The organism is Brevundimonas abyssalis TAR-001 (assembly GCF_000466985.1).
GTDB classification, from domain to species: Bacteria; Pseudomonadota; Alphaproteobacteria; order Caulobacterales; family Caulobacteraceae; genus Brevundimonas; species Brevundimonas abyssalis.
In genome coordinates this window covers 50428-64363 of sequence record NZ_BATC01000011.1, presented here as the reverse complement: position 1 = coordinate 64363, position 13936 = coordinate 50428, and the positions used below count along the sequence as shown (strand labels likewise).

Annotated in this window: 10 protein-coding genes and 1 pseudogene; 6 read left to right on the top strand and 5 right to left on the bottom strand. The window is 70.0% G+C overall.

The window, feature by feature from the left end; translation table 11 throughout:
* From MBEBAB_RS05025 to MBEBAB_RS05005, 5 genes are all read right to left on the bottom strand, one after another.
* Nucleotides 1-902 (bottom strand): M56 family metallopeptidase (locus tag MBEBAB_RS05025; RefSeq protein WP_045318890.1); only part of this gene is annotated, 902 nt, incomplete at its 3' end.
* On the bottom strand, nt 899-1288 hold the full coding sequence (locus MBEBAB_RS05020) for a BlaI/MecI/CopY family transcriptional regulator (protein WP_021696859.1): 390 nt from the start codon (nt 1286-1288) through the stop codon (nt 899-901). The genes MBEBAB_RS05025 and MBEBAB_RS05020, both read right to left, overlap by 4 nt.
* 90 nt (nt 1289-1378) lie before the next feature.
* The gene (gene nagA, locus MBEBAB_RS05015; protein ID WP_021696858.1) at nt 1379-2521 is read right to left on the bottom strand and encodes an N-acetylglucosamine-6-phosphate deacetylase; all 1143 of its coding nucleotides are present in this window, start codon (nt 2519-2521) and stop codon (nt 1379-1381) included.
* Entirely contained in the window at nt 2521-3522 is a 1002-nt protein-coding gene (locus tag MBEBAB_RS05010) for an SIS domain-containing protein (RefSeq protein ID WP_081703427.1), read from the bottom strand. The genes nagA and MBEBAB_RS05010 overlap by 1 nt, the downstream gene beginning before the upstream one ends.
* Before the next feature lie 41 nt (nt 3523-3563).
* Nucleotides 3564-4301 (bottom strand): GntR family transcriptional regulator, encoded by a 738-nt coding sequence (locus MBEBAB_RS05005; protein ID WP_021696856.1) that lies wholly within the window; start codon nt 4299-4301, stop codon nt 3564-3566.
* 257 nt (nt 4302-4558) lie between these two features.
* On the opposite strand from MBEBAB_RS05005, the gene MBEBAB_RS17265 reads away from it, so the two are divergent.
* The 6 genes and pseudogenes from MBEBAB_RS17265 to nagE all read left to right on the top strand — a co-directional run bounded on the left by MBEBAB_RS17265 (nt 4559) and on the right by nagE (nt 13918).
* Nucleotides 4559-5377: a TonB-dependent receptor plug domain-containing protein gene (locus tag MBEBAB_RS17265; protein WP_242397079.1), complete on the top strand. Its 819-nt coding sequence runs from the start codon at nt 4559-4561 to the stop codon at nt 5375-5377.
* On the top strand, nt 5347-7290 hold the full coding sequence (locus MBEBAB_RS05000; RefSeq protein ID WP_242397082.1) for a TonB-dependent receptor: 1944 nt from the start codon (nt 5347-5349) through the stop codon (nt 7288-7290). The genes MBEBAB_RS17265 and MBEBAB_RS05000 overlap by 31 nt, the downstream gene beginning before the upstream one ends.
* Before the next feature lie 134 nt (nt 7291-7424).
* Nucleotides 7425-7805: a glycoside hydrolase family 20 zincin-like fold domain-containing protein gene (locus MBEBAB_RS17260; protein ID WP_242397078.1), complete on the top strand. Its 381-nt coding sequence runs from the start codon at nt 7425-7427 to the stop codon at nt 7803-7805.
* Nucleotides 7802-9727, top strand: a complete 1926-nt coding sequence (locus tag MBEBAB_RS04995) for a family 20 glycosylhydrolase (protein ID WP_242397077.1) — start codon at nt 7802-7804, stop codon at nt 9725-9727. Before MBEBAB_RS17260 ends, MBEBAB_RS04995 begins: the two co-directional genes overlap by 4 nt.
* Nucleotides 9724-12230: pseudogene (gene ptsP / locus MBEBAB_RS04990) on the top strand (phosphoenolpyruvate--protein phosphotransferase). The gene MBEBAB_RS04995 and the pseudogene ptsP overlap by 4 nt, the downstream one beginning before the upstream one ends.
* On the top strand, nt 12227-13918 hold the full coding sequence (gene nagE, locus MBEBAB_RS04985) for an N-acetylglucosamine-specific PTS transporter subunit IIBC (protein WP_021696852.1): 1692 nt from the start codon (nt 12227-12229) through the stop codon (nt 13916-13918). The pseudogene ptsP and the gene nagE overlap by 4 nt, the downstream one beginning before the upstream one ends.
* Nucleotides 13919-13936: the final 18 nt, after the last annotated feature.

Sequence of the window (13936 nt, the reverse complement as noted above, 5' to 3'; positions counted from 1 at the left end):
GCCAGCAGGGCCACGGCGCCGAGGGCGACCAGGGGACGGCGGCGTGTGGGGACGGCGGTCATGATACAGGCGATCCTTCTTTTCAGGGCGTGGGGGCGAGCGGCCATGGCGAGGGCGGCCGAGGGGGCGGGGGCGCAGGCCAGGCCGATCAGGGCGTTTGCGTATTCGGCCCGGTCCATGCGGCCGGCGGCGATGGCGTCGGCGGCTTCCTCGGAGCGGGCGGCAAGGTCGGCGTGCAGACGCCAGACCAGCGGGTTGAACCAGAACAGGGCCAGGACCAGACGCGACAGGATCAGGAAGACCCAGTCGCCGCGGCGCAGGTGGGCCAGCTCGTGGGCCAGAATGGCTGGCGCGGCCTGGGGCGCCCTGAGGCTGGCGTCGTCGATCAGGACCACGCCGGGGCGCACGCCCCAGCTGAGCGGACCGGGCGTCTGGCGGCTGGACAACAGGCGGGGTCGGGGCTGATGCGCGGCCAGGGCCGCCAGCCAGCGGGGACAGCGCACGGGCGCGGCGTCGCTGGTCCAGCGGTGCAGGGTCCAGACCCCGGCGGCGAAGCGGGCGGCGATCAGCACGGCGCCGAGAGTCCACAGGCAGGCGAGGATGACGGCGGCGTCCGGCATGGCCAGGGCGCCGGATACAGCCACGCCCTCAAGCGGCTCGACCTGGCCGCTCCAGACCGGGGGCGCGATCGGAGCGGGAGCGGGCGCGGAAGGCAGGACCGCGAAGCGCAGCGCCGGACCCACGGCCATCAGGGCGGGCAGGGCCAGCAGCATCAGGACGGTTCCGCGCAGGATGTCGACCCGCTCCACCGGGCGGCGGGTGGCGAAGCGGGCCAGCAGCAGGCCCACGCCCGCGATCAGGCTGGTCTTGGCGAGAAGGGCGATGAGGAGGGCGAGCGTCATGACGGGTCTCCCTTGGCCCCGTCAGTCTTGGCCTTGTCGATCAGGCGGCGCAGGGCTTCGGCCTCGTCGGAGGTCAGGCGGTCGCCCATGCCCAGAAGGGCGGTGGCGGCGCTGACGGCGGACCCGGCGAAGAAGGTGTCCACCATGCGCTTGAGGGCGCCGGCGGCCAGGGCGTCGGGGCGCGGCGCCGGGCGATAGACGAAACCGCCCTGACCCGGTTCGCGGCGCACCAGATCCTTGGCCTCAAGCCGGGACAGCAGAGTGCGCACGGCGGAATCGCTGAGCGGATCGGACAGGGTGGCGCGGACATCAGCCGCCGTGGCGGCCTCAAGCCGACAGAGGGTTTCGAACACCTCCCGCTCGCGCCGGGGCAGGGACTCGATCACGGGCCGTCTCCTCTACAAATGTAGCGTTACACTTGTAGCGAATTGGGGCGGCAATGGGGCGGCCAGATGAAAAGGCGGTCAGGGTTCCGGTCAGACGCCGCTCTGACTCTGGCCGCCGATCCAAGTGCGGACGGTCTGGCCGTCGCGGTCCAGCAGGACCAGGTCGGCCATGAGGCCGGCTTCGATGCGGCCGCGCTCGTCGGACAGGCCCATGAAGGCGGCGGGGGCGGTTGCGGCCATGAAGGCGGCCTGGGGCAGGGTGAGGCCGAGGCGGTCGACGGCGTTGCGGACGGCCGAGGCCATGTCCAGATCGGCGCCGGCGAGGGTGCCGTGCTCGTCCATGCAGACGCCGTCCTGCACCGTGATGCGGCGGCCGTGCAGGTCGAAGACCTTTTCGGTCATGCCCACCGAGGGCATGGCGTCGGTCACCAGCATGAAGCGGTCCAGCGGCCGGGCGCGCAAGGCGATCTTCAGGGTCGCGTCATGCACGTGGCGGCCGTCAACGATCAGGCCGCACCAGCAGTCGGAATCATTCAGGGCGGCGCCCACCACGCCGGGCTCGCGATTGCCCAGCTGGCTCATGGCGTTGAAAAGGTGGGTGACGCCGGTGGCGCCCGCGTCCAGGGCGCGGCGGGCCTCGTCATAGCCGGCGTTGGTGTGGCCGATGGCGACCACCACCCGGGCGGCGGCGAGACGGCCGATCATGGCGGGCGTCGCCGCCTCGGGCGCCACGGTGACCAGGGTGCGGCCGCGCTTCAGCGAGGTGAGTCGGACCAGGCCTTCCTCGTCCAGGTCGCGCAGGTGATCCAGACTATGGATGCCGCGGCGCCGGGCGCTGAGGTAGGGGCCTTCGATATGGATGCCCAACACGCCGGGCACGCCCTGTTCGATGGCCGCCTCCACCGCGCGCATGGCCCGGTCGATGACGTCCAGATCGTCGCTGATCAGGGTGGGCAGGAAGCCGGTGGTTCCGAAGTGGCGGTGGGCGGCGGCGATGGCGGCGATGCCCTCCACGGTCGGTTCGTCGTTGAACAGCACCCCGCCGCCGCCGTTGACCTGGGTGTCGATGAAGCCGGGCAGCAGCACGCCGCCGTCCAGATCCACGCGCGCGCCGTCGGGCGCGGCGTCGGCGGCGACCAGGTCGGCGATGCGGTCGCCCTCCAGAACCACCGCCACGTCCTCGCGCAGGACTTCGCCGGTCAGCACCCGGCCATTGATCAGAACCGTGCGCATCAGACCGTTTCAGTGACCTTGTTCAGATGGGGCGGGCGATCGGGATCATAGCCCCGGGACACCGACAGGGCGTTGGCCATGCGGTAGAAACTCTGGATCATCAGGATCGGCTCCAGTCCCGGATCGGCGGCCAGGGCGGGCAGGCCGCCGGGCTCGCCCGATGCGGCCATCAGGACGTGGGCGCCGCGCGCGGCCATGTCGGCGGCCATGGCGCGGACGCCGTCGCGGGTCTCGTCATTCTGGGCGAAGACGAGGGCGGGAAAGCCGGGCTCCACCAGGGCCATGGGGCCGTGCAGAACCTCGGCGGTCGAGAAGGCCTCGGCGTGCAGGCCGCAGGTCTCCTTGAATTTGAGCGCCGCCTCCAGGGCGATGCCGTAACCGACGCCGCGGCCCAGCACATAGAGATTGCGGGCGTTCCTGAGGGCCTCGACCCCTTGCGACCAGTCCAGCGCCCAGGCCTGGATCAACTGGGCGGGCAGGGCGGACAGACCGTTCCGCAGACCCGCGTCATCGCTCCATTCCGCCGTCAGATGGGCGAGGGCGCTCAGCGATGCGATGTAGGATTTGGTGGCCGCGACACTACGCTCGGCGCCGGCGTGCAGGGGAATGACGATGTCGGCGAGCTCGGCGAGGGGCGAGGAGGCGTCATTGACCAGGGCGACCATGCGGGCCCCGGCGTCCTTGGCTGCGCGCACGGCGGACAGAAGGTCCGGGCTCTTGCCCGACTGCGAGATGGCCAAGCCTAACACGCCGTCGAGGGTCTGGAGCGTTTGATAGACCGAGCTGACCGACAGGCCGGCGGCCGAGGTCAGCACGCCCAGCCGGGTGCCCATCAGATAGCGGCCGTAGGTGCCCGCGTGGTCGGAGCTGCCGCGGCCGAAGGTGACGACGGCGCGGGGCGGTTCGCGGCGCAGGGTTTCGGCCAGGTCGCGCACGACCTCGGTGTTGGCCGCCAGCTGGCGCGCCACGACGGACGAGGCCTCGGCGGCTTCGGCGAACATGCGGGTGGACTCGGCGGGCGGGACGGTCACGGCGGCGGCTCTCACGACAGGGCGTTCAGTTCGGCGACGAAGTCATAGGCGTCGCCACGGTAATAGGATTGCGTCACCTCAACGGCCCGACCGTCCGCCAGGATGCCGCGCCGCTCGATCAACAGGGCGGGATCGGTGGGACGCAGGCCCATCAGTTCGGCGTGTTCGGCGCCCAGAAGCACGGCGCGCAGGCGCTGCAGCGCGCGGGCGGGGCGGTGGCCGGTCTTCTCCAGCGCCGCATAGAGGGAGTCGCCGACGTCATCGGGCGAGGCCAGGCAGAAGCCGGGAATGGTCGAGAACTCCAGCGCCATGACCGCGCCGTCGGCGTAACGGATGCGGCTGAAGCGATAGACCGGGGTGCCGGGTGACAGGCCCAGGGTCATGGACTCCTCGGGCGTCACGGCCCCGCGCGACTTGGTCAGCCAGGCGCTGTGCGGGGTGCGGCCGCGCGAGATCATGTCCTCGGTGAAGGACGACAGCTTGGAGAAGTTCTTCTCGACGCGGGCGGCGACGAAGGTGCCCGCGCCCTGGCGGCGGGTCAGCAGGCCTTCGCCGACCAGGCCGTCCAGCGCCTTGCGCACGGTGATGCGCGAGATCTTGTACTCGGCCGCCAGGTCCCGCTCGGCGGGCAGGGCGTCGTCGGGCGCCAGCACCTTGGCGTTGATGGCGTCGCGCAGGGCCTTCTGAAGCTGCTTGTAGAGGGGCGCGTGATCGCCCTGGTCCAGCGCGCCGATCCGTTCAGAAAACATGGACGAAACCTCCCCCGTGCGGGCCGATCATCCCGCGTCGTCGGTGACGGTAACACCGGACCAATGAGATACCAATATCAAATTTGTTCGGAATTGGCCTCATTTTGGGCTTGTCATTTTTTCGTAATGGGGCAGTGTTCGGTTCATTGGCCTGATACACCCGTGTTCCTGCAACGAGAAAGCGGGCTCATTGGTATTATATTGGGCTTCAATCGGCTTGGGGACGGGGGTCCCCATCTTTGAGGGGAGAGTGCCGGGTGACCAGAGTTCGTAAATCGCTCATTGCAGCATCCGTCAGCGGTCTGGCCATCATGGCCGCCGGCGCCGCCATGGCCCAAACGGGACCGGATGTGACAGAGGTCGACGAGGTCGTCGTCACCGGCATCCGCGCCTCGCTTCAGCAATCGCTGGAGACCAAGCGCAGCTCCAACTCCATCATCGACGTGGTGACGGCCGAGGATGTGGGCCGCTTCCCGTCCTCCAACGTGGCCGAGGCCATCACCATCATCCCGGGCGTGACCATCGACCGGGAGTTCGGCCAGGGCGAGAAGGTCTCGATCCTGGGCACCGACCCCGCGCTGAACCGGACCCTGCTGAACGGCCAGACGGTGGCCTCGGCGGACTGGTTCATCCTGGATCAGCCGGGCCGGACCTTCAACTATGCGCTGCTGGCGCCGCAGATCGTGGGCAGCGTCGAGGTCTACAAGACGCCCGAGCCGCGCATCGACGAGGGCTCCATCGGCGGCACGGTGATCGTCAACACGCGGCGTCCGCTGGACGCGGGCATCGACCCCATTTCGGGCGCGGTGACCTATCTGTGGAACGACCGCTCCGAGGAAGGCGACTTCCAGTATTCGGTCATGGGCAACTGGACCAACCCGGAGCGCACCTTCGGCGTGCTGGTGGCCGCCCAGCGGGCCAGCGACTTCCTGCGCCGCGACGGGGTGCAGTCCTACGGCACGGTGACGGCGTCGGACTATCTGCCGTCGACCCAGCGTCGTGGAAGCCGGGCTCTCCCACCTGTGTCGGCGCCTGCGCGGACACCCTGGCGGCCAATCCGGACGCCATCGGCCTGAACGCCCTGGCGGCCTCCTATTTCGAGCAGCAGCGCGACCGCGACAGCTACATGGCGGCCCTCCAGTGGCGGCCGACGCCGAACCTGGAGATCAATTTCGACTGGCTGCGCATCGACGCCAGCTATGACAACACCAACCAGTCCATGTTCGCCTTCCAGGGCAACACATGGAACGCGCTCGACCGTCTGACCGACATCACGGTCGAGGACGGGATCATCACCCGGGCGACGTTCGACAACGCCCTGTCGGTGCTGGACGTGCAGTACCGCGAGGCCGCCATGACCTCGGACAGCTACCGGCTGAACCTGGAATGGACCGGCGACCGCTGGGATGTGTCGGCGGTGGCGGGCTACACCACGGCCGACGGCGGCACCCAGCGCCAGCTGTTCGGCGAGTTCCTGAACTGGTCGAACTATACGGTGGACATCTCGGGCGCGCCCGGGCGGCCCGGCGTGGTGACCTATGAAGACAACATCATGGACGATCCGACGGCCTTCGCCTTCGACGGCGGGTGGGGCGCGGGCGATCCGACCCAGGGCCCGACGGGCTGGAACTCGGGCTGGGGCGGCAACATCGTCGCCAAGCCGACCACCGACGAGGAGCAGTACGCCCAGATCGACCTGGGCTATGAGCTCATGGGCGCGATCAACCGCATCCAGTTCGGCTACAAGTACCGCGACCATGAGACCGACCAGCGCATGTCCGGCGTGTCGATCCCGATCTACGGCTATGTGGGCGACACCTCCATGTTCAACCCGCGCCAGGTGCCGTCGAACTATCTGGAAGGCTTCGACGTCAACGACCAGATGCGCACGCGCTTCGTCATCGACGGGGCGGCCCTGGCGGACTACCTGGCGTCGGGCGGCTATCTGCAACCGTGGCAGACCGCCCCGGAAGTGACCGTGTTCGGCAACGCCGAGTTCACCTCGCAGAACTGGAACATCCAGGAAGCGGCCCACGCCGCCTATGTGCAGGCCGACTTCGACACCGGCCGGATGCGCGGCAACTTCGGCCTGCGCTATGTGCGCACCGAATCCGAGAGCGGCGGCTACACCTGCATCAACCAGACGGCGTCCGGTTGCGGCACGACCGAGGCCGACTGGGAGTGGGTGGTGGCCACCAAGGAGTACGACAACTGGCTGCCCAGCGTGAACGTGGCCATCGATCTGGCCGACGACCTGATCCTGCGCCTGTCGGCGGCCCAGGTGATCGCGCGACCGAACTTCGCGGACATGTCCAACTACTTCTGGCTGTCGGACCAGATTCTGACCGGCGGCGGCGGCAATCCGGACCTGAACCCGTATGAATCGCTGAACCTGCACGCCTCGCTGGAGTGGTACTTCCAGCCCGAGGCCATCCTGGGCGCCGAGTTCTTCTACAAGGATATCGACAACTACATCCTGCAGCAGACCTCGCCCGAGGATCACTTCAACCAGGCCCAGCAGGCGGTCACCACCTATCAGATCAGCCGCCCGGCCAACGCCGGCTCGGCCCAGGTGCGCGGCGTGGCCCTGGCCTATCAGCAGACCTTCGCCTACGGCTTCGGCCTGCTGGCCAACTACACCTATGTGGACGCCGAGGCGGATAACGGCGATCCGCTGCCGTACAACTCCAACCACCAGCTGAACATCAGCCCGTTCTACGAGAACGGACCGTTCTCGGCCCGCCTGGGCTACAGCTGGCGCTCGGAGTATTTCACCGGCGTGGACCGGGCCAACAACATGTACGTGGACGACCATGAGAACCTGGACGCCACGGTCAGCTGGGCCTTCAGCGACCAGGTCAGCATGACCTTCGCGGGCCAGAACCTGCTGGACAGCGAGTACTACAACTATGCGGACACGGTGGCGCTGCCGCGCGGCGTGTACCGGACCGGCCGAAAGCTGATGGCGACGCTCGCCGTCAACTTCTGACGCAGGGGCGCGGGGCGGACGATCCCGCCGTCCCGCGCCGCCTTCGTCAGCCTATCCCCTGAGCGAACTGGGGCGGCCGCATTGCGCCGCCCCGTCTTTCGCCGGAAAGTCTTCCCGAGTGCGAGGGGCATTTCATGATCAAGACCATTTCATCCGCCGTCGTCCTGTCCGTAGCCGGACTGATGACGGTCGCGGCCCCGTCGTGGGCGCAGGCCCCTTCCCTGATTCCGGCGCCCGTCGCCGCCACGCCCGCTGAGGGCGTGTTCCGCCTGGACGCCGCCACCGTGGTGCGGATCCCGCCCGGCGATGCGGAGGCGGCGCGGGCCGCCGCATACTTCATCGACCTGATCCGGCGCACCCGAGGGCTTGAGCTGGCCGTGTCGGACGCGCCCGGGGCGGGCATCGTCTTCGAACGCAATGAGGGCGGCGCCGAGGACGCCTATGGCTGGCGGTCGGACCGGGCGGGGCGACCATCGGCGCCTCGGACTTCGGCGGCCTGCTGTATGGCGGGGTGAGCCTGTGGCAGCTGGCCACCGCCGAGGCGGGGCAGGGCGCGGTCGAGATCGCCGCGACGACCATCGAGGATGCGCCGCGCTTCGGCTGGCGCGGGCTGATGCTGGATTCGGCGCGCCATTTCCAGAGCATCGAGATGGTCCGCGACCTGATCGACGTCATGGCCACGCACAAGCTGAACGTACTGCACTGGCACTTGACCGACGACCAGGCCTGGCGGCTGGAGATCAACGCGTATCCGCGCCTGACCGAGGTGGGCGCGTGGCGGCAGCAGGCCGGGGCGGCGGGCTTCGACGAGACCGGCGAGCCGCTGCTTTACGGCGGGTTCTACACCCAGGATCAGGTGCGCGAGATCGTGGCCTATGCGGCCGCGCTGAACATCACGGTGGTGCCCGAGATCGAGATGCCGGGCCACGCCCTGGCGGCCGTCGTCGCCTATCCGGAGCTGGGATCGGTCGAGGACCTGCCGGACGCGGTGTTCACCGACTGGGGCGTGTTCCCCTGGCTGTTCAACATCGAGGACGGGACGTTCGAATTCCTGGAGACGGTGCTGGACGAGGTCATGGCCCTGTTCCCCAGCGAATACATCCACATCGGCGGCGACGAGGCGGTCAAGGACCAGTGGGAGGCCAACGCCCACATCCAGGCGCGCATGGCCGAGCTGGGCGTCGCGGACGAGAATGAACTGCAGAGCTGGTTCGTGCGGCGCATCGAGCGCCACCTGAACGCCAATGGCCGACGCCTGATCGGCTGGGACGAGATCCTGGAAGGCGGCCTGGCGCCCAACGCGACGGTCATGTCCTGGCGCGGCATCGACGGCGCCATCGAGGCGGCGCGGATGGGGCACGACACGGTGCTGACGCCCGCGCCGGTCCTGTATTTCGACCATCGCCAGAGCCACAGTCCGGACGAGTCGCCCGGACGCGGCGCGGTGATCAGCACCCGGGATGTCTACGCCTTCGACCCGGCGCCGGACGCCCTGACCGAGGACCAGCTGGATCATATCCTGGGCGTGCAGGGCAATGTCTGGACCGAGCACATCCGCACCGAGGAGCGGCTGTGGGACAAGCTGTTCCCGCGCATGGCGGCGGTGGCGGAGCTGGCCTGGTCGCCGCCCCACGTGAACGACTGGGCGGGCTTCGCGGCGCGCCTGCCCGACCAGCTGGATCGTTATGAGGCCCTGGGCGTGACCCACGCGACCATCTGGCTGGAGCCGATGCTGTCGCTGGACCTGGCCGAGGACGACGCCGGGATCGCGGTGGCGCTGTCCAATGAACTGGGCGCGGGCGAGATCCGCTACACGACCGACGGCGGGGATGTGACGTCCGACGCGGCGGTCTATGAGGACGCAGTGATCGTCCAGTCGGGCGCCGTGGTCCGGGCGTCCACCTGGCTGAACGGCGAGCCCATCGGCCGCGAGCGCGAATGGACCGTGTCCGCCCGGGACGCGGTGATCCGCACCAGCCATCAGCTGGCCCAGTGCACGGGCGGGCTGGTGCTGGCGCTGGAGGATGACGCGCCGCGTGGCCCGGACACGGACGAACGCGCCGTGCTGGTGACCGACATCCTCAATCCCTGCTGGGTCTATGAGGCGGCGCCGCTGGACGGGGTGACCATGGTGACCGCGCATGTGGGGTCTCACCCCTTCAACTATCAGGTGGGCGCGGCGCGAGACTCTGTGCCGCTGCATCCCATGTCCACGCCGCACGGCGAGTTGGAGATCCGGCTGGACAACTGCGAGGGGCCGCTCATCGGCGCCCTGTCGCTGACGCCCGCCGTGGACAATGACGGCATCACTGTCCTGACCGGCGAGATCGCGCCGCAGGACGGCCGCCATGACCTGTGCCTGCGGTTCACGCGGGACTCGGTCGACCCGATCTGGGCGGTCGAGCGCATCACCCTCGGCAGCCGGGAGCGCCCATGACCGACATCGTCCTCGTCGCGCCCATGGCCGGCTGGGCCGCGCCGCTCTCCGAGGCGCCGGACCCGGTCTTCGCCGAGCGGATGATGGGGGACGGGGTGGCGGTGGACCCCATCGAGGGCGTGTTGCGCGCGCCCTGCGACGGAGTGGTGACGATCCTGGCGCCTGCGCTCCACGCGGTGACGCTCCGTGGCGAGAGCGGAGTCGAGGTACTGATGCACATCGGGCTGGAGACCGTGGCCCTGAAGGGCGAGGGCTTCACCGCCCGCGTCATCGAGGGGCAGGCGGTGAAGGCGGGCGACCCGCTGATCGAGTTCGATCTGGACCTGATCGGGGGGCAGGCGAAGAGCCTGATCACACCCATCATCATCACCAACGGCGAGGCCTTCGAGGTGGCGAACCGGGTCACCGACCGCGAGGTCCAGGCGGGCGATCCGCTGATGACACTGCGGGCGTCGGGCAGGACGGGGCCGGTTGTTGAGGCTGCGGGTGTCGAGGCTGAACGCAAGGTGGTGACGCCGCTGGCCCACGGCATCCACGCCCGCCCGGCCGCGCGCATCGCGGCCCTGGCCAAGGGGTTCGACGCCGAGGTGACGGTGGCGGCCTTCAACCGCCGTTCCAGCGCGAGGAGCCCGGTGGGCGTCATGGCCCTGGCCATCCGGCACGGGGACGCCATCACCCTGTCGGCCAGCGGGCCGGACGCGGCGCGGGCGGTCGAGGCCCTCGCCGAACTGATCGAGGGCGGCATGGGCGAGGCGGGGGCGGCGCCCGCCGCGAAGGTCACGCCGGAGCCGGTCCCAAGGCCCCGGCGGGCGCTGCACACCGGAGTGCTGCGCGGGGTGACGGCGGCGCCGGGCGTGGCCATCGGCCAGGCCGCGCGGCTGATCCGCACCGAGATCGAGGTTTCCGTCGACGGGCGCGGCGCGAGCGCCGAGCACGATGCTTTAAACGGGGCGCTGGAGACGGTGCGCGAGCGGCTGCAGGCCCTGACCGGCGGCGACGCCACGCGCGGCGCCATCGCCGGCGCCCATCTGGCCTTTCTGGACGATCCGGAACTGCTGGCCTCGGCACAGCGCGGCATCAACGAAGGGCGCAGCGCGGGACATGCCTGGCGAACCGCCATCGACGGTTTCGTGCAGGCCCTGAACGCCCTGGGCGACCGGCGCATGGCCGAGCGGGTGGACGACCTGAAGGATCTGGAGCGTCAGGTGCTGGCGGTGCTGACCGGCGAAGGCGAGGGCGGCCCCGATGTGCCGCAGGGCGCCGTGGTCATCGCCGAAGAGCTGGCCCCGTCGCAGGTCATGGCGCTGGACCCGTCGCGGATCGGCGGGCTGTGCATCGCGCGGGGCGGGCCCACGTCCCACGTGGCCATCCTGGCCGCGTCCATGGGCCTGCCGTGTCTGGTGGCGGTGGGCGACGCGCTGATGGATGTGATGGACGGGGCCGCCCTGATCCTGGACGCCGACGCCGGGACCTGCGGGTGTCGCCCGACGCGGCGGCGCTGGGGGCCGCGCAGACCGAGCTGGCCCGGCGCCACCAGCGCCACGCCGCCGCTCTTGAGAACGCGGGCGAGGACTGCCGCCTGCTGGACGGAACCCGCATCGAGGTGTTCGCCAATCTGGGCGCTGTGGGCGAGGCCGAACGGGCGGTGGCCAACGGCGCGGAAGGCTGCGGGCTGCTGCGCACCGAGTTCCTGTTCCTCGAACGGGACACGGCGCCGGACGAGGACGAACAGGCGGCCCAGTATCAGGCCATCGCCGACGGGCTGGGCGGACGGCCGCTGATTGTGCGGACCCTGGACGCGGGCGGCGACAAGCCCATGCCCTATCTGCCCATTCCCCATGAGGAGAACCCGGCGCTGGGCCTGCGCGGGGTGCGGGTGGGCCTGTGGCGGCCGCAGATGTTGATGACCCAGCTGCGCGCCATCCTGCGCGTCGCGCCCGCCGGCCAGTGCAAGATCATGGTCCCCATGGTCGCCAGCCCCGACGAACTGGCCGCCGTGCGCCGCATGCTGGAGGAGGCGCGGCGCGACATGGGCGTGGCCACGCCGGTGCAGCTGGGCGTGATGATCGAGACGCCCGCCGCCGCCGTCACGGCCGACCTGATCGCCGAACAGGCCGACTTCCTGTCCATCGGCACCAATGACCTGACGCAATATGTGCTGGCCCGCGACCGGGGCAATCCGGCGGTGGCCGCCGACATCGACGGGCTGCACCCCGCCGTCCTGCGCCTGATCCGCCAGACCTGCGAGGCGGGTCAGGCGAAGGGGCGCTGGGTCGGGGTGTGCGGCGGACTGGCGGGCGACATGGCCGCCGCGCCGATCCTCGTGGGGCTGGGCGTCACCGAACTGTCGGCGGCGCCCGCCGTGCTGCCGGACCTGAAGGCGCTGCTGCGCGGCCTGACCATGGATGTCTGCCGCGATCTGGCGACGCGGGCGCTGGCGTGCGCGTCGGTGGACGAGGTGCGCGCCCTTGCCGATGATTTCCGAAGGGGAGCCGACCGATGAAGGCCCTGCTCGAACGCCTGCAGCCTCTGGGCCGCGCCCTGATGCTGCCCATCGCGGTGCTGCCCGCCGCCGCCCTGCTGCTCAGGCTGGGCCAGCCGGACCTGCTGGACATCGCCTTCATGTCTGCGGCGGGGGACGCGGTGTTCTCGAACCTGGGCCTGCTGTTCGCCATCGGCGTGGCGGTGGGCTTCGCCCGCGACGGCAACGGTGCGGCGGGACTGGCGGGCGTGGTCTGTTTCCTGATCGCCACCGAGGGGGCCAAGGCCCTGCTGGTCGTGCCGCCGGAAGTTGTGGCGGGCCTGCCCGAAACCGCCGTCGCCCTGGCCGAGGCGGCGTGGCGGGACGGGGCGCTGGCGCGGCTCAGCGTGCCCATCGGCATCATCTCCGGCCTGATCGCGGGCGATTTCTACAACCGGTTCTCGACCTTGAAGCTGCCAGAGTATCTGGCCTTCTTCGCCGGGCGGCGCTTCGTGCCCATCGTCAGCGGCGTGGCGGGACTGGCGCTGGCGGCCATCATCGGCTTCGGCTTTTCCGGCATCAGCGGGGCCATGGACGGCTTCAGCCGCGCCATCGTCGGCTCGGGCGAGGTGGGGCTGTTCCTGTACGGGGTGCTGAACCGGCTGCTGATCGTCACCGGCCTGCACCACATCCTCAACAACATCGCCTGGTTCGTGATCGGGGACTATCAGGGCGTCACCGGCGACCTGCGCCGGTTCTTCGCCGGAGACCCCGAGGCGGGCGCGTTCATGTCCGGCTTCTTCCCGGTGATGATGTTCGGCCTGCCTGCCGCGTGCCTGGCCATGTATCACGCCGCGAAACCGGAGCGGAAAAAGGCCGTGGGCGGCATGCTCATGTCGCTGGCCCTGACGGCGTTCCTGACCGGGGTGACCGAGCCCATCGAGTTCACTTTCATGTTCCTGGCCCCGGTGCTGTACGCCGTGCACACGGTGCTGACCGGCGCGGCCATGGTGATCATGAGCCTGCTGGACGTGAAGCTGGGCTTCGGCTTTTCGGCGGGGCTGTTCGACTATGTGCTGAACTTCAACCAGTCCACGCGGCCGCTGATGCTGATCCCGGTGGGGCTGGTCTATTTCGCGCTCTACTACGGCCTGTTCCGGCTGGTGATCCGCTGGATGGACCTGAAGACGCCGGGGCGCGAGGACGAACCGATGGCGGCGTCCGGCGCCGTGCAGACCACCACGTCCGGCGGACGCGGCGCGGCCTATCTGGCGGCGCTGGGCGGGGCGGCCAATGTGGAGAGCGTGGACGCCTGCACCACCCGCTTGCGGCTGATTCTGAACGACCAAAGCGCGGTGGATGAGGCCGGGCTGAAGGCGCTTGGCGCGCGCGGGCTGGTGAGGCCCTCGGACCGGGCGCTGCAGGTGGTGCTGGGCCCCATCGCTGATCAGGTGGCGGATGAGATCCGCGCGGCTCTGACCGCTGCGCCCGTTGCGGGCGCCGGGAACGCCGACGACTGGCTGGCGGCCTTGGGCGGACGGAGCAATGTCCTGTCGGTCGAGCGACGTGACGGCCGGGTGCTGCTGCGCCTGAAGGCCGTGTCCGGACTCGACGTCGCCGCGCTCAAGGCCTTGGGCGCGCGGGGGGTGGCGGTGACGACGGTCGGGGCGCACCTGATCCTGGGGCCGCGCGCCGAGGCCGTGGCCAGAGACCTCGCCGCCGCGTCCTGACCGGGGCCATCGCGCGCC

Excerpts from the sequence above, each read along its gene's own strand:
- nagA (WP_021696858.1), bottom strand. The coding sequence starts at position 2,521 with ATGCGCACGGTTCTGATCAATGGCCGGGTGCTGACCGGCGAAGTCCTG.
- MBEBAB_RS05010 (WP_081703427.1), bottom strand. The coding sequence starts at position 3,522 with ATGTTCGCCGAAGCCGCCGAGGCCTCGTCCGTCGTGGCGCGCCAGCTG.
- MBEBAB_RS05005 (WP_021696856.1), bottom strand. The coding sequence starts at position 4,301 with ATGTTTTCTGAACGGATCGGCGCGCTGGACCAGGGCGATCACGCGCCC.
- MBEBAB_RS17260 (WP_242397078.1), top strand. The coding sequence starts at position 7,425 with ATGATCAAGACCATTTCATCCGCCGTCGTCCTGTCCGTAGCCGGACTG.
- nagE (WP_021696852.1), top strand. The coding sequence starts at position 12,227 with ATGAAGGCCCTGCTCGAACGCCTGCAGCCTCTGGGCCGCGCCCTGATG.